Source organism: Hydrogenophaga intermedia (assembly GCF_023715105.1).
Classification (GTDB): domain Bacteria; phylum Pseudomonadota; class Gammaproteobacteria; order Burkholderiales; family Burkholderiaceae_C; genus Hydrogenophaga; species Hydrogenophaga intermedia_A.
Genome location: NZ_JAMBNO010000012.1, coordinates 22,918 through 41,696, shown reverse-complemented (window position 1 = coordinate 41,696; position 18,779 = coordinate 22,918). Strand labels below are relative to the sequence as shown.

The following is an 18,779-nucleotide window of genomic DNA, read 5'->3' as shown; positions in this document are numbered from 1 at the left end:
GGCGATGGGATCGATCACCGGCGTGGTGCTGGCCGCCTTCCTGGCTTACGGGGCGGCCTGGTATGCGGGGGCCGTCGAGGGCAACTTCTCCCTGTTGCTGTTCCTGGCGACGGCGGTGACGGGTGTCTACTGGGTGGCCGAGCGCCTGGTGTTCCTGCCGCAGCGCCGGCGTGCGGCGCAACGGTTGCTGGCGGAGCACGACCAGCGCAAGGCGGCGCTCGAGAAACAGGGCTTCAGCCAGATCGAGGGCGACATCGAGTCGGCGCGCCAGAAGGTGCTGGCCCAGCCCTGGTGGCTCGACTGGACCGCAGGGCTGTTCCCGGTGATCCTGGCGGTGTTCCTGCTGCGCTCCTTCCTGTTCGAGCCGTTCAAGATCCCCTCGGGCTCGATGATCCCGACGCTGCGCGTGGGCGACCTGATCCTGGTCAACAAGTATCACTACGGCGTCCGGCTGCCGGTGCTCAACACCAAGGTCTGGAGCAACCATTCCCCACAGCGCGGTGACGTGATGGTGTTCCGCTATCCGCCGCAGCCCAGCCTGGACTACATCAAGCGCGTGATTGGCCTGCCCGGCGACGAGGTGGCCTACCTGAACAAGCAGCTCAGCGTGAACGGGCAGCCGGTTCCGCGCGTGGCACAGACCGATTTCTTCGACAAGGACTCGATGCGCTACGCCAAGCAATGGCAGGAGACGCTGGGTGGCAAGACGTACAGCACGCTCAACGATGCCGACCGCCCGGCCTTCGTGCCCGGCGCTACCGAGTTTCCCTTCGCCGACGGCTGCCGCTACAGCGTCGAAGGCGTGGTCTGCAAGGTGCCCGAGGGCCACTACTTCATGATGGGCGACAATCGCGACAATTCGCTCGACTCACGGTATTGGGGCTTCGTGCCCGAGGCGAATATCGTTGGCAAGGCCTTTTTCGTGTGGATGAACTTCGGCGACCTGGGTCGCATCGGTTCCTTCGAGTGATTTCAAGCGCCTCAGGAGAAAGCGTATGAAGTTGAAGCGGCAACAGCGTGGCCTGACGTTTTTGAGCCTGGTCGTCGTGGGCACGGTGCTCGCGCTGGCCGGCCTCGTGGCGGCACAGGTCTTTCCCACCTACCTCGAGTACATGGCGGTGCAGAAGGCGGTGAAGAAGGCCTCGGCCGGCTCCACCGTGGCCGAGGTTCGTAGCATTTTCGACAAGGCCGCGGCCATCGACGACATCCGCACCATCTCCGGCAAGGACCTGACGGTGGGCAAGTCCGGTGACCAGGTGGTGGTTTCGTTTGACTACGTGCGCGAGATCCACCTGGCCGGGCCCGCCTGGCTCACCATGAAGTACCAGGGCAACTCCCAGTGAGTGCTGCCCACCGGATGGTTTGAGCCCCGAACTGACCGCGCTGCAGGCCAGGCTGCAGCACCGCTTTGCCAACCCGCGCCTGCTTGAGCGGGCGCTGACCCACCGCAGCTTCGGCGCTGACCACAACGAGCGCCTGGAATTCCTGGGCGACTCAGTGCTCAACCTGGCGATCTCCGGCTTGCTGTTCGAGAAGCTGGGCGCGCTGCCCGAGGGCGACCTCTCGCGCGTGCGGGCCAACCTCGTCAAGCAGGACACCCTGTTCGACCTCGCTCAGGCCCTGGGGCTCTCGGCCTGTTTGCGTCTGGGCGATGGCGAGAAGCGCTCGGGCGGGCACAAGCGTCCCTCCATCCTGGCCGATGCACTGGAGGCGGTCATCGGCGCGGTCTTCCTGGACGGTGGCTTCCAGCCAGCGTCGGCGCTGGTGCAACGCCTGTACGCGGGCGTCGAGCTCAACGCCCGCATGAGCGCCCTCGGCAAGGACCCGAAGACCGAGTTGCAAGAGTGGCTGCAGGGGCGCAAGATGAAACTGCCCGTCTACCGCGTGGTGGCCACGCTGGGCGAGGCGCACAAACAGACCTTCGACGTGGAGTGCACCGTGCAGGAAACCGGTCATAGCGAACGTGGCATCGGCGCCTCGCGTCGTGCGGGCGAGCAGGCCGCTGCCGCCGCGATGCTGCAGCACCTGCACGGCAAGGGCCTCTGAGGAAACCATGGCCAAACCGACCGCACCCGCACCCGCACCCGCTGCGGCGTCTCCCGAACTCGAGTCCATGCTGGCACGGGCGCTCGGCAAGGAGGGCGCAGCGCCCGCCGCCGAACCCGCCGCGGTCGACCCGGCCACACAGCGCTGCGGCTACGTGGCCATCGTGGGCAAACCCAACGTGGGCAAGTCCACGCTGCTCAACGCGCTGGTGGGTCAGAAGGTGAGCATCACCTCGCGCAAGGCACAGACCACGCGCCACCGCATCACGGGCATCCGCACGGTGGGGGCGGCACAGTTCATCTTCGTAGACACGCCTGGCTTCCAGACGCGACATGGCAACGCCTTGAACCGTTCGCTCAACAAGACCGTATTGGGCGCGGTGGCCGATGTCGACCTGATCCTGTTCGTGGTCGAGGCCGGGCGTTTCAACCTGGCCGATGCCAAGGTGCTGTCGCTGCTGCCTCCTGATGTGCCGGTGATCCTGCTGGCCAACAAGCTCGACCAGGTGCACCGCCGGGGTGAGCTCGCGCCCTGGCTGCGCTCGATGCAGGAGCGTCATGCCTTTGCCGAATACGTGCCCATGTCGGCCAAGGCCGCCAAGGACATCGAGCGCCTGTTCGGCATCTGCGAGAAGTTCCTGCCACAGCAGCCCTGGATCCACGACGCCGAGGACCTCACCGACCGCAGCGAGCGCTTCATGGCGGCCGAGATGGTGCGCGAGAAGCTGTTCCGACTCACGGGCGACGAACTGCCCTACACCTCCACCGTGGTGATCGACCGCTTCGAGGAAGAGGGCAACCTGCGTCGCATTGCCGCCACCATCGTCGTCGAGCGCGACGGCCACAAGGGCATGGTGATCGGCGACAAGGGTGAGAAGCTCAAACGCATCGGCACCGAGGCGCGTGTCGAACTCGAAAAGCTCTGGGGCGGCAAGGTGTTCCTCGAGCTTTGGGTCAAGGTCCGCTCGGGCTGGGCCGACGACGACGCCCGCGTCCGCTCTTTCGGCTACGAGTGAGCACACGTCGCTTCGCGGACGAGCCAGCCTTCGTGCTGCATCGCTACGACTGGAGCGAGTCCAGTCTGGTGCTGGAGGTCTTCACGCGCCACCATGGACGCGTGGCCCTGGTGGCCAAGGGCGTGAAGCGGCCCACCTCGCAGTACCGTCCTGTGCTGCTGCCTCTGCAGCCCTTGCAGATCACCTGGACCGGTGACGCCGAGGTGCGCACGCTCAAGGCAGCGCAGTGGAGCGGCGGCCATGTGATGCCCACGGGTGAGGCGCTCATCGCAGGCGGTTACCTGAACGAGCTGCTCATGCGCCTGCTGGCGCGCGACGATCCACATCCCCGCCTGTTCGACCACTTCAGCACCGCCGTGCAATTGTTGGCCGAACGCCCCGAGACTCAGGCGGTCGTGGTGCGCGCCTTCGAGCTGCTGCTGCTGCGCGATGCAGGCCTGCTGCCCGACCTGGCGAGCGAAGGCCAGACCTTCGCGCCGCTGGATGCGGCCACGGCCTATGTGTTGCTGCCCGAGGCGGGCCTGCGAGGGGCACACGACGACGACCACCATCCCTTGCCCGGTGAGCGCTGGCTGGCGTTGCAGGCCGCGCTGGACGAACCTGCGCCATTCGTGCCCGTCATGAAGGCCTGTGCCGAGGTGGCGGCCACCCTGCGCATCCCGCTGCGCAACCTGCTGCACTACCATGGGGGCGTGCGCGTGTTCCGCACCCGTCAGTTGCTGCTCGATGTGCAGGCCATCAGCCGCCACCGGGGCAGTGCACCAACCCCACCGAACGAGCCTTGAGCATGGCCCACCCCCGCACCGCACTGTCGGTCAATCTCAACAAGGTCGCCCTGGTGCGCAACACGCGCCACCTGGGCATTCCCTCGGTCACGCGCGCGGCCACGCTGTGCCTGCAGGCCGGTGCCGCCGGCATCACCGTGCACCCGAGGCCCGACGAGCGCCACATCCGCGCGCACGACGTGCACGACCTGGCCGCGTTGCTCAAGGCCTGGCCCGACCGCGAATACAACATCGAGGGCAATCCCTTTCACAACCTGATGGACTTCGTGCGCGCGGTGCGGCCGCATCAGGCCACCTTCGTGCCCGACGCCGAGGGCCAGTTCACGAGCGACCATGGCTGGCGCTTTCCCGACGATGCCGAGCGCCTGCGCCCGCTGATCGCCGAGTGCCAGGCGCTGGGGGTGCGCGTGAGCCTCTTCATGGATGCCGAGCCCGGACAGATGGCCGCGGCCCGCGCAGTCGGTGCCGATCGCATCGAGCTCTACACCGAGCCCTACGCTGCAGCCCATGCCACGCCGCAACGCGCGCATCAGCTGCAACGCTTCGCCGCCGCAGCGCAGGCGGCACTCGACGCGGGCCTGGCCGTCAACGCCGGGCACGACCTCAACCGGGACAACCTGAGCGATTTTCTGCGCGCGGTACCTGGTGTGCGCGAGGTGTCGATCGGCCATGCGCTGATCTCGGACGCGCTGGAGCTCGGCTACGAGCAGACCATCCACGCCTACAACGCCTGCATCGACGCCGCGTTCGCATGATCTACGGCATCGGCACCGACATCTGCGACGTGCGCCGCATGGCGGCCACGTTCGAGCGCCAGGGCGAGCGTTTCGCGCGCAAGGTGCTCAGCGACGCCGAGTTCGAGGTCTGGCAACGCCGCCGCGCGCGCTGGCCCGCACGCGGCCTGCGCTACCTGGCCACACGCTTCTCGGCCAAGGAGGCGTTTTCCAAGGCCATCGGCCTGGGCATGCGCATGCCCATGACCTGGCGCCGCTGCGAGATCGCCAACCTGCCCAGTGGGCAACCGGTGATCGTGCTGCATGGCGAGCTCAAGGACTGGTTCGATGCGCGCGGCCTGCGGGCGCATGTGACCGTGACCGACGAAACCGACTACGCCGCCAGTTTTGTCGTGGTCGAGAAAGACACCCCATGACCCAACACGCCCCGCTCATCATCGACGTCGCCGGTCTGACACTCACCGACACCGACCGCCAACGCCTGTCGCACCCACTGGTGGGCGGCGTCATCCTGTTCGGCCGCAACTGGAATAACCGCGAGCAACTTGCAACGCTGTGCGCCCAGATCAAGGCGGTGCGGGATGACCTGCTGATCGCGGTGGACCATGAAGGTGGCCGCGTGCAGCGTTTTCGCACTGATGGCTTCACGCACCTGCCGCCCATGTCGGCGTTCGGCGAGATGTGGATGGTGGGCGATGCGGGGGGCGACGGCGCCATGCGCGCCATGGACGCTGCCACCGCCGCGGGTTATGTGCTCGGTGCCGAACTGCGCGCCTGCGGGGTGGACCTGAGCTTCGCGCCCGTGCTTGACCTCGACCACGGCGGCAGCTCCGTCATCGGCGATCGCGCCTTCGGCCGCGATCCGCGTGTCGTCGGCATGCTGGCCCAGGCACTGATGCACGGGATGCGCCAGAGCGGCATGGCCAACTGCGGTAAGCACTTCCCCGGGCACGGCTTCGTCAAGGGCGACACGCACCACGAGATTCCACGCGATGCGCGTTCGCTCAAGGCGATCCTGGCCGACGACGCGCGACCTTACGCGTGGCTCTCGGCCAGCTTGTGCGCTGTGATGCCCGCCCACGTGATCTACCCGCGTGTGGACAGCCGCCCGGCCGGCTTCTCGGCCCGCTGGTTGCAGGACGTGCTGCGCGGCCGGTTGGGTTTCACCGGCGCCGTGTTCAGCGATGACCTCGGCATGGCTGCGGCACGGCAGATCGATGGCCGCCCGGTGAGCTTCAGCGATGCCGCCCTGGCCGCCTTGCAGGCAGGCTGCGACATGGTGCTGCTGTGCAACCAGTGCGTGGTGGAGGAGGGCGCTCCGATCGACGAGGCCATCGAGGCCTTGTCGCGTGCGGCGGTGCGTGGCGAGTGGCAACCCTCGCCCGCGAGCGATGAACGCCGCCGTGCGCTGCTGCCCGAGGCCAGGGCGATGGGGTGGAGCGAACTGATGGTGAGCGCGCGCTACATGCACGCGCTTTCGCTGCTGCCGTAAGGGCAGTCGGCCTCGAGCAGGCCGCTCAGCGGTCCAGTCCGAGCTTGTCGAGCAGGTCGGCGACGAGTTCCAGCCGCAGCAGCGGGTTGTCCAGCGCCATCAGCCGCTGCTTGAGCTCCACCGGCGCGGGCAGCAGCTCGGCCCAGCGGTTGGCCACCCAGCCAGCGTCGTCCCAGTGGTAGGGCGGCTGGATCGGCAGCTGATCGATGGATTCCGCATGCCGTTCCTTGAGGTTGGCCAGCACGCGCTGCAAGCTGTCAACGACCGAGCGCAGTTCCTCGGGCGGGGCCACGGGCAGGTCCGCAGGGAGCAACGCCACATCGGCCACCCACAGGCCGTGCGGCAGTTGGCTGCGGCGATTGACCTGGAAGCGCTGCAACCCACGGCAGCGAATCATGTAGAGGCCGGGTTGCGGTTTCTCCAGCGATTCGATCTGCGCGAGCACGCCCACCGGGTGGAATACCTCTTTCGCGAAACCATCCCCGGCAGGCGGCGCGCCTGGCGTCTGCGTTGCGGGGCGGCGCACCTCGCTGCCCTCGCTCAGGCAGACCACGCCGAAGGGTGCGCCCGCCTTGTGGCAGCGCCCGATCATGTCGAGGTAGCGCACCTCGAAGATGCGCAAGGGCAACCAACCGCCCGGAAACAGGACGGTCTGCAGCGGAAAGAGGGGCAGCTGCGTGAGCTTGAGCGCTTCAGCGGCCGAAGGGCCACCGCTCAATCGTTCACCACCGCGTCGGCACTCTGGCGCTGCAGCATGGCGAGCACACTGGCCACGGTGCCGGCCAGTTCCCGGCGATCGCAGATGAAATCGACGGCGCCTTTGGTCTGCAGGAATTCGGCGCGTTGAAAGCCCTCGGGCAGCTTCACGCGCACGGTGTTCTCGATCACGCGCGGGCCGGCAAAACCGATCAGCGCCTTGGGTTCGGCGATCACCACATCACCCACGAAAGCGAAGCCTGCGCTCACGCCGCCCATGGTGGGATCGGTCAGAACGCTGATGTAGGGCAGGCCTTTCTTGGCCAGGCGCGTGAGCGACGCGTTGGTCTTGGCCATCTGCATGAGCGAGAGCAGGCCTTCCTGCATGCGCGCGCCGCCGGTGGCGGTGAAACACACGAAGGGCACCTTCTGCGCGATCGCTTCCTCGACACCGCGCACGAAGCGTTCGCCGACCACCGAGCCCATGGAGCCGCCCATGAAATCGAACTCGAAGCACGCGGCCACCAGGCTGATGCCCTTGACCGCCCCGCCCATGACGATGAGCGCGTCGGTTTCGCCGGTGGCTTCCAGCGCTTCCTTCAGGCGCTCGGGGTACTTGCGGCTGTCCTTGAATTTCAGCGCGTCGACCGGCAGCACCTCCTGACCGATCTCGTAGCGCCCCTCGGCGTCGAGAAAGGCGTTGAGCCGCGCGCGCGCGCCGATGCGGTGGTGGTGTGCGCAGTGCGGGCACACGTTCTGGTTCTTCTCGAGATCGTTCTTGTAGAGCACGGCCTCGCAGCTCGGGCACTTCACCCACAGGCCTTCGGGCACGCTGCGCCGCTCGGTGGGGTCGGTCTGGGTGATCTTGGGAGGGAGCAGCTTTTCGAGCCAGGACATGCGGTTCTCCAGGGGGAGGATGGGCGGCGAGGCGGGATTATGCGTCCAGCGCTTTTCGGATGGTGCGCAGGAACTGCACGGCAACCGGCACCACTTTTTCGTGCGGTTCGTCTTCTACGAGCTGGATCAGCTTGCTGCCGATCACCACCGCATCGGCGGTGCGGCCGATGGCGCGAGCGGTTTCGGCATCCCGTATGCCGAAACCCACGCCGACGGGAATGCTCACGTGGGCGCGGATGCGCGGCAGCATGGCTTCGACCTGCGAGACATCGAGCGTCCCGGCCCCGGTAACGCCCTTGAGCGAAACGTAGTAAACGTAGCCGCTGGCCACGCGCGCCACCTGCGCCATGCGCTCGTCGGTGGAGGTGGGTGCGAGCAGGAAGATCAGGTCCATGTCGCGTGCGCGAAGGGCACGGGCGAAATCCTCGCATTCCTCGGGCGGGTAGTCGACGATCAGCACCCCGTCCACACCGGCCCCGGCCGCGTCGTTCACGAAGGCACCGGCGCCGTGCTTCTGGTCGTAGCGCTCCACCGGGTTGGCGTAGCCCATCAGCACAACGGGCGTGCTGGTGTTGCGCTCACGAAAGCGCCGGACCATGGCCAGCACCTGCGTGAGGCCGATGCCCGCGGCCAGGGCGCGCTCGCCCGCCCGCTGGATCACCGGGCCGTCGGCCGACGGGTCGGAGAACGGCACGCCGAGTTCGATGACATCGGCGCCGGCTTCCGCCATGCCGTGCATCAGCTCGGGCGTGATGTCGGCGTAGGGAAAGCCGGCGGTGACGAAGGGGATCAGCGCCTTGCGGTTTTGCGCTTTCAGCGCGGCCAGCGTGGTGTCGATGCGGCTCATCGCTTCACCTCGATCGTGGCTTCGCCACCCTTGACGGACTGACCGCGGCAGCTGGGGCGGCAATAGAAGTCTGCCTTGGAGAGATCGGCGACGGTGCCGATGTCCTTGTCGCCGCGGCCCGAGAGGTTGACGAGGATGGACTGCGTGGGCTTCATGGTCTTGGCGAGCTTCATGGCATAGGCCACCGCGTGGCTCGATTCGAGGGCGGGGATGATGCCCTCGGTGCGGCACAGGTAGTGGAAGGCGTCGAGCGCCTCGGCGTCGGTGACGCCCACGTACTCGGCGCGGCCGATGTCCTTGAGGAAGGCATGTTCGGGGCCGACCCCGGGGTAGTCCAGGCCGGCGCTCACGCTGTGCGTCTCGGTCACCTGGCCGTCGTCGTCCTGCAGCACGTAGGTGCGGTTGCCGTGCAGCACGCCCGGGCTGCCGCGCTGCAGCGAGGCCGAATGCTTGCCGCTGTCCAGGCCTTCGCCGGCGGCTTCCACCCCGATCAGGCGCGTGCCTTCGTGGTTGATGTACGGGTAGAAGATGCCCATGGCGTTGCTGCCGCCACCCACGCAGGCGATCACCGCGTCAGGCTGCTCGCCCACGCAGTGCGCTTCACGCAGCATCTCGGGCATCTGCTTGAGGCACTCTTCGCCAATCACGCTCTGGAAGTCGCGCACCATCATCGGGTAGGGGTGCGGGCCGGCCACGGTGCCGATGATGTAGAAGGTGTTGTCGACGTTGGCGACCCAGTCGCGCATGGCCTCGTTGAGTGCGTCCTTGAGCGTCTTGCTGCCGCTCTCCACCGGCACCACGGTGGCACCCAGCAGCTTCATGCGGTAGACGTTGGGGCTTTGGCGCTTCACATCCTCGCTGCCCATGTAAACAACGCACTCCAGGCCGTAGCGCGCGCAGATGGTGGCCGTGGCCACGCCGTGCTGGCCAGCGCCGGTCTCGGCAATGATGCGCTGCTTGCCCATGCGGCGCGCCAGCATGGCCTGGCCGATGGTGTTGTTCACCTTGTGCGCCCCGGTGTGGTTGAGGTCCTCGCGCTTGAGGAAAATCTGCGCGCCACCCATCTCGCGGCTCATGCGCGCGGCGTGGTACACCGGGCTGGGCCGGCCCACGAAGTGCGCGAGCTCGCGCCGGAATTCGGCCAGGAACTCGGGGTCGTGCCGGTACTTCTCGTAGGCCGCCTTCAGTTCGTTGATGGCGTGCGTGAGCGTCTCGCTCACGAAACTGCCGCCGTAGATGCCGAAGTGGCCGCGGTTGTCGGGTTGCTGGTAGGGGGTCTGCATGGTCGGGAATCCTTTTCGGTGGATGGCCCGCGCGACCCGTGAAAAGGTCAAGGTCGCTGCGGGGGCGGTGGCGTCGCGTCGGCGGCGCGCACGGCGGCCACGAAGGCCTGCATCTTGTCGGCACTCTTGATGCCCTTGGACACCTCGATGCCGGAGCTCACGTCAACGGCCCAGGGCCGCACGAGGCGAATGCCATCGATCACGTTTGCAGGCGTGAGTCCACCAGACAAAACGAGGCGAGAGCTGGCGTTTAGTCGCGGATGTGACCAAGGAAATACCGTCCAGTCGAAGGAATGGCCGCCGCCCCCGAAACCGTCAACATGGGCGTCGAGCAGGATGGCCTGCGCGGGGACAAAGCGGTCAGCGAATTGTAGGAGATCGAAGCCCCGGCCAGCCTCGCCCAGGGGGATTCGGGCCGCCCGAAGGAAAGGCCGCCGAGCGGCCATGCAGTCCTCGGGTGATTCGTCGCCATGGAACTGCAGCACGGCCTGCGGCACGGCCTGTGCGCCGCGGGCGATCCACTCCGGGCTGGCGTTGACGAACAGCAGCACCGGCGTCACGAAGGCGGGTAGCCGCCGCGCCAGTTCGCCGGCACGATCGGGTGACACGTAGCGTGGGCTGGGCTCGTACAGCACGAAGCCCACGGCATCGGCCCCGGCCTGCACGGCGGCGTCCACGTCGGCCTCGCGCGTGAGGCCGCAGAACTTGATGCGGGTGCGGTGGAGGGGCGAGGTCATGGAAGCCAGTCGAAGGCGGGGGTGCGTTGCGGCAGGCCCCACTGCGCATCGTAGACCGGACCCAGGAAATACAGGCCATCGGGGGCAAAGGTGGGCGCGGCGGCGTCGCGGCTGCGCGCGGCGAGCACCTCGGCCATCCAGTCAGGTGGGCGGTTGCCGCTGCCGATCGCGATGAGGCAACCCATGATGTTGCGGATCATGTGGTGCAGGAAGGCGTTGGCCTCGAACTCGAAGCGCCAGTAGGCGCCGCGGCGCGCGATCTCGATGCGGCGCATCGACTTCACCGGGGTGTGCGCCTGGCACTGCGAGGCGCGAAAGGACGTGAAGTCGTGCTCGCCCAACAGCAGTGCGGCTGCCGCCTGCATGGCTTCAAGCGACAGCGGGCGGAACACCCAGCCCACCTGGCCGTTGTCCACGCTCGGGCGCACGGGGGATTCGAGCAGCACGTAGGCATAGCGCCGCGCGAGCGCACTGGCCCGTGCGTGGAAACCCGCGGGCACCGCTTGGGCCCATTGCACCGCGATGTCGGGCGGAAGAAAGCTGTTGGTACCGCGCACCCAGGCGTAGGCATCGCGCTGCAAGGGCGTGTCGAAGTGCACCACCTGCATGAGGCCGTGCACGCCGGCATCGGTGCGGCCCGCGCACAGGGTGTTCACGCGCGACACGGCGCAAAAGCTGGCCAGCGCCGACTCGAGCTTGTCCTGCACCGTGTTGCCACTGGACTGGCTCTGCCAGCCGTCGTAAGCGCGGCCGTTAAAGCTCACGCCCAGCGCGATGCGTTGCATCGGGCTGGGCGTGTCGGGGGAAGCGTGTTGCGGAACGCTCAAGCGATGGCGTCAGGCCAGATCGGCCAGGAAGGTGCTTGCCTTGGTCTTGAGCGGCCCCGAGGCCTCGGCCAGCACCTCTTCGGCCAGGGAGCGCGCGCCCTCGAAGTCGCCGATCGCGCGGAATTCCTCGGCCAGCGAGAGCTTGGTCTCGAGCGGGTTTTCCTCGCTGAGATCGGCGGGCGTGGGGGCCGCGGTCACCTCTCCTTGCGCCTTGTCGCCCCCGAGATCGAGGTTGAGGTCACCGAGGTTGAAATCCATCATGCCGGACACGGGGGCCGAGGCCTCCACCGCAGGTGCGGCGGGCGCTGCCGTGCCCAGATCGAGGTCGAAGCTCGGGGCAGCCACAGCATCGGACGCGCCGAAATCGAGGCTGGGCACCTCCAGCGTGACGGGCGCGGTCTCGGCGCGCTCGTTGCTGGCGGAAGCGCTGTCGTCCGGCAGGTCAAGGTCGAAGTCCATCGGCGCCGGCGCGCTGGCGGCTGGCGGTGTGGTCAAGGCTTCGGTGGAAGCGAGGTCGTCCAGGTTGGAGACAGGCGCGGAGGGCTGGGCAGGTGCCGGGGCATCGTCCAGCGCGAAATCGAGGTCGAGATCGAGCGCGCCGGCGCCCGTGGCCGGGCCCGCCAGGTTGACCGTGCTCGGGCCGAAGGGCATGGTCTGCAGCCCGCCCGGTGCCGTGGGTGCGCCTGGCTTGGGTGCAGGGTGTCCACCAGGCTGGTACAGCGGGTTGGCGGGGTCGAGCTCGCGGCCGAGCTCGCAGGCGCGCTCCCACTCGGGGCCCAGGCCCTGCGTGAGACCAAAGGCCTCGCTCGCAACGACCTCGAATGCGCGTGCATCGCGGCGCTTGGCGTAGATCTCGAGCAACTTGGTGTGGATGGCCACGCGCGTGGGCGTGCTGCGCATCGCTTCCTTGAGGATCTCTTCGGCCTGCAGATCGCGACCGTAGGCCAGGTACACGTCGGCCTCGGCCACCGGGTCGACGTCGCCGGCGGCGTCGAGCTGGCTCGGCGAATAGACCATGGATGAACCCGAGGCCATCGCCTCGGCGGTGTCGATACGTTGACCGCCACTCGAGCCGAAGAAGGAGTCGGGCTGCAGTCGGCTTTCCAGAAACGAGCTGTCGACGTTCGAAGCGGCCTTGCGCTGGCGCATGCGCCACAGGCCGAAGCCGGCCAGCAGGGCCAGCAGGCCACCGGCCGCAGGCAGCACCAACGGGTTCTCACTGAGGCTGTCGATCAGGCTCGGTTCTTCAGGCACCGGAGCGGGCGGGCGCGGGGCCGTGACGGTCGGTGCCGGCGTGGGTGCTGGTGCTGGTGCCGGAGCGGCGGCAGCCGGGGCTTCGGCCACAGGTGCCGCTGCGGCTGGAGCCGCCGGCTCGGCCGCCGGGGCCGCAGCAGCGGGTGCGGGTGCGGGTGCGGGGGTCGCCGCAGCAGGCTCGGCCGCCGGTGCCGTGGGCGCAGCCGGCGCGGGCGCGGGTGCCGCAGGCGTGCCCGCCTGCTGCCCGAGTTTGGACAGCTCCTCGATGTTTCGCGAGAGTTCGGCCGAGCGTTGGGCAGCGTCCTGCGACTGCCGCTGCTGCGCGATCTGTGCCTCGGGCGCGCTGCCTGCCGCGGCCTGTGGCGGCTGGCTCAGGGTGAGCCGATCGGCGGAGGGCGCCGGTGCCGCGCGATCCTGGACTTCGGTTTGCACGCGTCCGGCGGCCGCACGATCGGGAGCCTCCACCTGGGCTGCGGGTGCGGCACCGGCGAGCCGGCGTCGGTATTCGTCGAAGTCGCGGCTTTGCGCGGCGATCGTCTGCCGTGCCTCCGAAGCACTCACCGAGGCGGCCGCATCGCGGCCGGGCAGGTCGATCACGGCACCCGCGCGCAGGCGGTTGGCGTTGCCGTCGATGAAGGCGCTCGGGTTGGCTTGCAGCATCGCGACCAGCATCTGGTCGAGCGACACGTCCGCGGGTTTGTTGGCTGCGGCAATCGCGCCGGCTGTGTCGCCGCGCTGCACCGTGACCTGACGCGGCCCCTCGGTGGCGGGGGCTGCGGCGGGCGCGGGTGCACGGGCCGCGGGAGGTGTTGCGGGTGCAGGTGCCACGACAGCAGGTGCGGGAGCAGGAGCTGGCGCCGGTGCAGGCGTTGCGGCACGGGGAGCCGGCGCGGGCGCCACCGGCGTGATCGGTGTCGGTGCGGTTGCGCGCAGGTTCGGCGGATCGAACAGCAGGGTGTAGTCGCGAACCAGGCGTCCGGTGGACCAGTTGGCCTCGATGATGAGGTCCACGAACGGCTCGGAGACCGGGTTGGGGCTGCGCAGACGCAGATAGGGACGCCCGCTGGCGCGGCGTTGCAGGGTGATCTCCAACTGATTGAGCGCGGGGCTCACATCAACGCCGGCCGCGCGGTACGTGTCGCCGCTGGCAAGGCCGACGCGCAGGCTGGCTTCCTCGGCCGCGCTGATTTCGGGCACGTCGATCTCGGCGCGCAACGGTTCGCCGAGTGCCGACTGCACCGTGATGCGCCCCAGGGCGAGCGCCAACGCGTCGCCGGGTTGCAGCATCAGGGTCGACACCAGCGCCGCCGCCGCAACGGCATGAAGGCTCGCAAGGCCCCGTCGGCCCGTGGTTTTCGACACGGATGCGCTCAGGGGCGATGGGGTGTGGCGGGGGTGGGCTGGCACTGGTACCTCGACGTCAAAAACCGAGAATTGACCATAACATCAACGGATTACGGTTACAAGCTGAGAATCCGCTTGAGTTTCAGAGGCTACCGCTCGTCACTGAACGTGCGGGTTGTCACGTTGCTGGTGTGCAACGTGACGCCGTTCACCAGCCCGCCCGGGCATCGCTGTCAGCCTTGCAGCAGGATGCGCAGCATGCGCCGCAGCGGTTCGGCCGCGCCCCACAGCAGCTGATCGCCAATGGTGAACGCGCCCAGATACTCTGGGCCCATGGCCATCTTGCGCAGGCGCCCCACAGGGATGGTCATGGTGCCGGTCACGGCCACGGGCGTGAGATCGCGAATCGTCGCTTCGCGCGTGTTGGGCACCACCTTCACCCACTGATTGTCAGCGGCGATCATGGCCTCGATGTCGGCTAGCGGCACGTCCTTCTTCAGCTTGAAGGTGAGCGCCTGCGAGTGGCAGCGCATGGCGCCGACGCGCACGCAGAAACCGTCCACCGGCACCGCGGGGCTGCCGAAGCCCTCGCCCTGCCCGAGGATCTTGTTGGTCTCGGCCATGCCTTTCCACTCTTCCTTCGACATGCCGTTGCCCAGGTCCTTGTCGATCCAGGGAATGAGCGAGCCGCCCAGGGGCACGCCGAAGTTGGCGGTCTCCGCCTCGGTGAGTGCACGCTGCTTCGCGATGACCTTGCGGTCGATCTCGAGGATGGCGCTCTTGGGGTCGTCGAGCAGTGCCTTGACCTCGGCATTGAGCGTGCCGTACTGCGTGAGCAACTCGCGCATGTGCTGGGCACCGCCGCCACTGGCGGCCTGGTAGGTCTGCGTGCTCATCCATTCAACCAGGCCGGCCTTGTAGAGCGCGCCCACGCCCATGAGCATGCAGCTCACGGTGCAGTTGCCGCCGATCCAGTTGCGCCCGCCCTTGGCCAGTGCGTTCTGGATCACGGGCAGGTTCACCGGGTCAAGGATGATGACCGCGTCGTCTTTCATGCGCAGCGAGGAGGCCGCGTCGATCCAGTGGCCGTTCCAGCCGGCGGCGCGCAGCTTGGGGAACACCTCGTTGGTGTAGTCCCCGCCCTGGGCCGTGATGATGATGTCGCAGCGCTTGAGCGCAGCGATGTCATGCGCGTCCTGCAGCCGGGTTTCGTTCTTCGCCATGGCCGGGGCGGCGCCGCCGGCGTTGGAGGTGGAGAAGAACAGGGGTTCGATGAGGTCGAAGTCTTTTTCTTCGACCATGCGGTCCATCAGCACGGAGCCGACCATGCCGCGCCAGCCCACGAGTCCCACGAGTTTCGTCATGACGTTGCCCTTTTCAGTTGAATAACCGTTGCGCCCCGGCTCGTCGTGCCGGGGGTGGGCGTGACGAACCGGAGCTGAGATCAGCCCTTGGTAATGGTTTTGGTGATGGCGGCCACGACGGCGTCACCCATTTCGCGGGTGCTGACCTTGGTGGTGCCCTGCGACCAGATGTCGGCCGTGCGCAAGCCAGACGCGAGCACGCCCGCCACCGCAGATTCAATGCGGTTGGCAGCCTCGGGCTGGTTGAGTGAGAAGCGGAGCATCATGGCAGCAGACAGGATTGTAGCCAGCGGATTGGCGATTCCCTTGCCGGCGATGTCCGGTGCGCTGCCGTGGCTGGGCTCGTAGAGCCCCTGGTTCTTCGTGTTCAGCGAGGCCGAGGGCAGCATGCCGATGGAGCCGGTGAGCATGGACGCTTCGTCGGACAGGATGTCACCGAACATGTTGCCGGTGACGACCACGTCGAACTTCTTCGGCGCGCGCACCAGCTGCATCGCGGCGTTGTCGACGTACATGTGCTCCAGCTCCACATCGGGGTACTGGGCATGCACCTCGGTCACCACGTCCTTCCAGAACTGGAAGGTCTCGAGCACGTTGGCCTTGTCGACGCTGGTGACTTTCTTGTTGCGCTTGCGCGCGGCCTGGAAAGCCACGTGCGCGATGCGCTCGATCTCGGGCTTGCTGTAGCGCATGGTGTCGAAGGCTTCCTCGGCACCGGGGAAGTGGCCATCGACGGCGGTGCGGCGCCCGCGCGGCTGGCCGAAGTAGATGTCACCGGTGAGCTCGCGAATGATGAGGATGTCCAGCCCCGCGATGATCTCGGGCTTGAGGCTGGAGGCATCTACCAGCTCGGGGTAGCAGATGGCCGGGCGGAAGTTGGCGAACAGGCCCATGTGCTTGCGCAGGCCCAGGATGGCCTGCTCGGGGCGCAGCGGCCGATCGAGCTTGTCGTATTTCCAGTCGCCCACGGCGCCGAAAAGCACCGCGTCGGCCGCCATGGCCAGCTTGAGCGTGGATTCGGGAAGCGGGTGGCCGTGGGCTTCGTAGGCCGCGCCGCCGACGAGGGCGGTTTCCATCTCGAACTTCAGGTCCAGTGCGTTGAGGACCTTCACCGCCTCGGCGACGATTTCGGTGCCGATGCCGTCACCGGGGAGAACTGCGATTTTCATGTAACAGGGGCGTGGGTCAGCCGTTGAGGGTGTGGGCCAACCAGGGCTTGGTGGCAAGGCGCTGCGCTTCGTACTGGGCGATCTTGTCCTTGTGGCGCAGCGTCAGGCCGATGTCGTCGAGCCCGTTGAGCAGGCAGTACTTGCGAAACGGCTGCACCTCGAAGGGAATCTCGTTGCCCTGTGGCTCCACGATGACCTGGCGCTCCAGGTCGATGGTCAGGCTGTAGCCGGGGAAGGCAGCCACCTCGTCGAACAGGCGCGAGACCGTGGCCTCGGGCAGCACGATGGGCAGCAGGCCGTTCTTGAAGCAGTTGTTGAAGAAGATGTCGGCAAAGCTCGGCGCGATCACGGCACGGAAGCCGTACTGATCGATGGCCCAAGGCGCGTGCTCGCGGCTGGAGCCGCAGCCGAAGTTCTTGCGCGCCAGCAGCACCGAGGCGCCCGCGTAGCGCGGCTGGTTGAGCACGAAATCCGGGTTGGGCTTGCGCGACGCTGGGTCCTGCCCCGGCTCGCCCTTGTCGAGGTAGCGCCACTCGTCGAACAGGTTGGGGCCGAAGCCCGTCTTGCGGATCGACTTGAGGAACTGCTTGGGGATGATGGCGTCGGTGTCGACGTTCTCGCGGTCCATCGGGGCCACGAGCCCCTTGTGCACGGTGAAGGGCTTCATTTACTTCTTCTTCGCAGCGTCCTCGATCACCTGGCCACCCTTCTGGATGTCCTGGCCGATGCCCTGGAAGGTGTTGCAGCCGGCGGCCAGCAGGGCCAGACCGATGGCAATCAGGGAAGCGAACTTCTTCATGGTGGTTCCTTTCGGTGTGGGTTCAGGCGAATTGACGGACGTCGACGAAATGCCCGTGCACGGCTGCGGCGGCCGCCATGGCGGGTGAAACCAGGTGCGTGCGGCCACCAGCGCCCTGGCGGCCTTCGAAATTGCGGTTGCTGGTGGAGGCGCAGCGCTCGCCCGGCTCCAGGCGGTCGGCATTCATGGCCAGGCACATGCTGCAGCCCGGCTCGCGCCATTCGAAGCCTGCGGCCTTGAAGATCTCATGCAGGCCTTCGCGCTCGGCCTGGGCCTTCACCAGACCGGAGCCAGGCACCACCATCGCGAGCTTGACGTTCTTCGCCACCTTCTGGCCAAGCTTCTTGACCATGGCAGCGGCCTCGCGCATGTCTTCGATGCGGCTGTTGGTGCAGGAGCCAATGAAGACCTTGTCGACAAAGATGTCGTTGAGCGGCTTGCCGGGCTCCAGGGCCATGTACTGCAGGGCGCGCTCGATCGCGCCGCGCTTGCTGGCGTCCTTTTCCTTGTCGGGGTCGGGTACGCGGCCGTCGATGCCGAGCACCATCTCGGGCGAGGTGCCCCAGGTCACCTGCGGCACGATCTTCGTGGCATCGAGCTCGACGACCGCATCGAACACCGCATCGGCGTCGGAATGCAGCGTGCGCCAGTACGCCACGGCCTGCTCCCATTCGACGCCGCTGGGAGCCAGTGGCCGACCCTTGATGTACTCGATGGTCTTGTCGTCCACCGCCACCAGGCCGGCGCGTGCGCCGGCCTCGATGGCCATGTTGCACACCGTCATGCGCCCTTCCATGCTCAGCGCACGGATGGCGCTTCCGGCGAACTCGATGGTGTAGCCCGTGCCGCCGGCGGTACCGATGCGCCCGATGATGGCGAGCACGATGTCCTTGGCGGTCACGCCTTTGGCGAGCTGGCCCTCGACCTTGATCAGCAGATTCTTCGCCTTCTTGGCCAGCAGCGTCTGCGTGGCGAGCACGTGTTCGACCTCGCTGGTGCCGATGCCGTGCGCGAGCGCGCCGAAGGCGCCGTGGGTGCTGGTGTGCGAGTCGCCACACACCACCGTCATGCCAGGCAGGGTTGCACCGGTCTCGGGCCCGATCACGTGCACGATGCCCTGGCGTTGCGACAGGAAGGGGAAGAAGGCCGCGGCGCCGAACTCGGCAATGTTCGAGTCCAGCGTGGTGATCTGCTCCTTGCTGATCGGATCGGCGATGCCGTCGTAGCCGAGCTCCCAGCCGGTGGTGGGCGTGTTGTGGTCGGCCGTGGCGACGACCGAGCTCACACGCCAGACCTTGCGGCCGGCCTGGCGCAGGCCCTCGAAGGCCTGCGGGCTGGTGACTTCGTGCACCAGGTGGCGGTCGATGTAGAGAACGGCGGTACCGTCCTCTTCGGTGTGGACGACGTGTTCGTCCCAGATCTTGTCGTACAGCGTGCGGGGCATGGCTTGTCTCGGCTCGGCCACTCGTGGGTGGGCCGGTGATTTTACG

At 67.5% G+C, this 18,779-nt stretch carries 20 protein-coding genes; 8 read left to right on the top strand and 12 right to left on the bottom strand.

What is annotated here, in order from left to right:
• The first annotated feature begins 4 nt into the window (after positions 1–4).
• From lepB to nagZ, 8 genes are read left to right on the top strand one after another with little or no spacing between them, the layout of a single operon-like run.
• Positions 5–970 (top strand): signal peptidase I, encoded by a 966-nt coding sequence (gene lepB, locus M3149_RS12650; protein WP_251709897.1) that lies wholly within the window; start codon positions 5–7, stop codon positions 968–970.
• Between the two features lie 25 nt (positions 971–995).
• Complete coding sequence (locus M3149_RS12645) at positions 996–1,343, top strand: DUF4845 domain-containing protein (protein WP_251709896.1); 348 nt, start codon at positions 996–998, stop codon at positions 1,341–1,343.
• Between the two features lie 19 nt (positions 1,344–1,362).
• Entirely contained in the window at positions 1,363–2,046 is a 684-nt protein-coding gene (gene rnc, locus M3149_RS12640) for a ribonuclease III (protein WP_251709895.1), read from the top strand.
• 7 nt (positions 2,047–2,053) lie between these two features.
• Complete coding sequence (era, locus tag M3149_RS12635) at positions 2,054–3,061, top strand: GTPase Era (protein ID WP_251709894.1); 1,008 nt, start codon at positions 2,054–2,056, stop codon at positions 3,059–3,061.
• Positions 3,058–3,846 (top strand): DNA repair protein RecO, encoded by a 789-nt coding sequence (gene recO / locus M3149_RS12630; RefSeq protein WP_251709893.1) that lies wholly within the window; start codon positions 3,058–3,060, stop codon positions 3,844–3,846. The genes era and recO overlap by 4 nt, the downstream gene beginning before the upstream one ends.
• 2 nt (positions 3,847–3,848) lie before the next feature.
• Positions 3,849–4,601 (top strand): pyridoxine 5'-phosphate synthase, encoded by a 753-nt coding sequence (locus tag M3149_RS12625; protein WP_251709892.1) that lies wholly within the window; start codon positions 3,849–3,851, stop codon positions 4,599–4,601.
• Positions 4,598–4,996, top strand: a complete 399-nt coding sequence (gene acpS / locus M3149_RS12620) for a holo-ACP synthase (protein ID WP_251709891.1) — start codon at positions 4,598–4,600, stop codon at positions 4,994–4,996. Before M3149_RS12625 ends, acpS begins: the two co-directional genes overlap by 4 nt.
• The gene (gene nagZ / locus M3149_RS12615; RefSeq protein WP_251709890.1) at positions 4,993–6,072 is read left to right on the top strand and encodes a beta-N-acetylhexosaminidase; all 1,080 of its coding nucleotides are present in this window, start codon (positions 4,993–4,995) and stop codon (positions 6,070–6,072) included. The genes acpS and nagZ overlap by 4 nt, the downstream gene beginning before the upstream one ends.
• Positions 6,073–6,097: 25 nt before the next feature.
• Here nagZ and M3149_RS12610 read toward each other — a convergent pair whose 3' ends face one another.
• From M3149_RS12610 to leuC, 12 genes are all read right to left on the bottom strand, one after another.
• Positions 6,098–6,790, bottom strand: a complete 693-nt coding sequence (locus M3149_RS12610) for an LON peptidase substrate-binding domain-containing protein (protein WP_251709889.1) — start codon at positions 6,788–6,790, stop codon at positions 6,098–6,100.
• On the bottom strand, positions 6,787–7,665 hold the full coding sequence (accD, locus tag M3149_RS12605) for an acetyl-CoA carboxylase, carboxyltransferase subunit beta (RefSeq protein WP_251709888.1): 879 nt from the start codon (positions 7,663–7,665) through the stop codon (positions 6,787–6,789). The genes M3149_RS12610 and accD overlap by 4 nt, the downstream gene beginning before the upstream one ends.
• Positions 7,666–7,702: 37 nt before the next feature.
• The gene (gene trpA, locus M3149_RS12600; protein WP_251709887.1) at positions 7,703–8,512 is read right to left on the bottom strand and encodes a tryptophan synthase subunit alpha; all 810 of its coding nucleotides are present in this window, start codon (positions 8,510–8,512) and stop codon (positions 7,703–7,705) included.
• Positions 8,509–9,795, bottom strand: coding sequence for a tryptophan synthase subunit beta (gene trpB / locus M3149_RS12595; RefSeq protein WP_251709886.1), 1,287 nt, complete (start codon positions 9,793–9,795; stop codon positions 8,509–8,511). Before trpB ends, trpA begins: the two co-directional genes overlap by 4 nt.
• A 47-nt stretch (positions 9,796–9,842) precedes the next feature.
• A complete protein-coding gene (locus M3149_RS12590; protein WP_251709885.1) occupies positions 9,843–10,532 on the bottom strand; it encodes a phosphoribosylanthranilate isomerase in 690 nt (229 codons plus the stop codon).
• Entirely contained in the window at positions 10,529–11,317 is a 789-nt protein-coding gene (gene truA / locus M3149_RS12585; RefSeq protein ID WP_251710008.1) for a tRNA pseudouridine(38-40) synthase TruA, read from the bottom strand. Before truA ends, M3149_RS12590 begins: the two co-directional genes overlap by 4 nt.
• Before the next feature lie 51 nt (positions 11,318–11,368).
• A complete protein-coding gene (locus M3149_RS12580; RefSeq protein ID WP_353056814.1) occupies positions 11,369–13,975 on the bottom strand; it encodes a FimV/HubP family polar landmark protein in 2,607 nt (868 codons plus the stop codon).
• Positions 13,976–14,190: 215 nt separating this feature from the next.
• Positions 14,191–15,321 (bottom strand): aspartate-semialdehyde dehydrogenase, encoded by a 1,131-nt coding sequence (gene asd, locus M3149_RS12575; RefSeq protein ID WP_251709884.1) that lies wholly within the window; start codon positions 15,319–15,321, stop codon positions 14,191–14,193.
• An 80-nt stretch (positions 15,322–15,401) separates the two neighbouring features.
• Positions 15,402–16,490: a 3-isopropylmalate dehydrogenase gene (gene leuB / locus M3149_RS12570; protein WP_251709883.1), complete on the bottom strand. Its 1,089-nt coding sequence runs from the start codon at positions 16,488–16,490 to the stop codon at positions 15,402–15,404.
• A gap of 16 nt (positions 16,491–16,506) precedes the next feature.
• Positions 16,507–17,157, bottom strand: coding sequence for a 3-isopropylmalate dehydratase small subunit (leuD, locus tag M3149_RS12565; RefSeq protein ID WP_251709882.1), 651 nt, complete (start codon positions 17,155–17,157; stop codon positions 16,507–16,509).
• Positions 17,158–17,289 carry an entericidin A/B family lipoprotein gene (locus tag M3149_RS12560; RefSeq protein ID WP_251709881.1) on the bottom strand — a complete coding sequence of 44 codons (132 nt, stop codon included), beginning with the start codon at positions 17,287–17,289 and terminating at the stop codon, positions 17,158–17,160.
• A 22-nt stretch (positions 17,290–17,311) separates the two neighbouring features.
• Entirely contained in the window at positions 17,312–18,733 is a 1,422-nt protein-coding gene (gene leuC, locus M3149_RS12555) for a 3-isopropylmalate dehydratase large subunit (RefSeq protein ID WP_251709880.1), read from the bottom strand.
• Positions 18,734–18,779: the final 46 nt, after the last annotated feature.

What these genes read in the sequence shown, in the direction of transcription:
- lepB (WP_251709897.1), top strand. Translation starts at nt 5, where the DNA reads ATGGGATCGATCACCGGCGTGGTGCTGGCCGCCTTCCTGGCTTACGGG.
- M3149_RS12645 (WP_251709896.1), top strand. Translation starts at nt 996, where the DNA reads ATGAAGTTGAAGCGGCAACAGCGTGGCCTGACGTTTTTGAGCCTGGTC.
- era (WP_251709894.1), top strand. Translation starts at nt 2,054, where the DNA reads ATGGCCAAACCGACCGCACCCGCACCCGCACCCGCTGCGGCGTCTCCC.
- M3149_RS12625 (WP_251709892.1), top strand. Translation starts at nt 3,849, where the DNA reads ATGGCCCACCCCCGCACCGCACTGTCGGTCAATCTCAACAAGGTCGCC.
- acpS (WP_251709891.1), top strand. Translation starts at nt 4,598, where the DNA reads ATGATCTACGGCATCGGCACCGACATCTGCGACGTGCGCCGCATGGCG.
- nagZ (WP_251709890.1), top strand. Translation starts at nt 4,993, where the DNA reads ATGACCCAACACGCCCCGCTCATCATCGACGTCGCCGGTCTGACACTC.
- accD (WP_251709888.1), bottom strand. Translation starts at nt 7,665, where the DNA reads ATGTCCTGGCTCGAAAAGCTGCTCCCTCCCAAGATCACCCAGACCGAC.
- trpA (WP_251709887.1), bottom strand. Translation starts at nt 8,512, where the DNA reads ATGAGCCGCATCGACACCACGCTGGCCGCGCTGAAAGCGCAAAACCGC.
- trpB (WP_251709886.1), bottom strand. Translation starts at nt 9,795, where the DNA reads ATGCAGACCCCCTACCAGCAACCCGACAACCGCGGCCACTTCGGCATC.
- M3149_RS12590 (WP_251709885.1), bottom strand. Translation starts at nt 10,532, where the DNA reads ATGACCTCGCCCCTCCACCGCACCCGCATCAAGTTCTGCGGCCTCACG.
- truA (WP_251710008.1), bottom strand. Translation starts at nt 11,317, where the DNA reads ATGCAACGCATCGCGCTGGGCGTGAGCTTTAACGGCCGCGCTTACGAC.
- asd (WP_251709884.1), bottom strand. Translation starts at nt 15,321, where the DNA reads ATGACGAAACTCGTGGGACTCGTGGGCTGGCGCGGCATGGTCGGCTCC.
- leuB (WP_251709883.1), bottom strand. Translation starts at nt 16,490, where the DNA reads ATGAAAATCGCAGTTCTCCCCGGTGACGGCATCGGCACCGAAATCGTC.
- leuD (WP_251709882.1), bottom strand. Translation starts at nt 17,157, where the DNA reads ATGAAGCCCTTCACCGTGCACAAGGGGCTCGTGGCCCCGATGGACCGC.
- M3149_RS12560 (WP_251709881.1), bottom strand. Translation starts at nt 17,289, where the DNA reads ATGAAGAAGTTCGCTTCCCTGATTGCCATCGGTCTGGCCCTGCTGGCC.
- leuC (WP_251709880.1), bottom strand. Translation starts at nt 18,733, where the DNA reads ATGCCCCGCACGCTGTACGACAAGATCTGGGACGAACACGTCGTCCAC.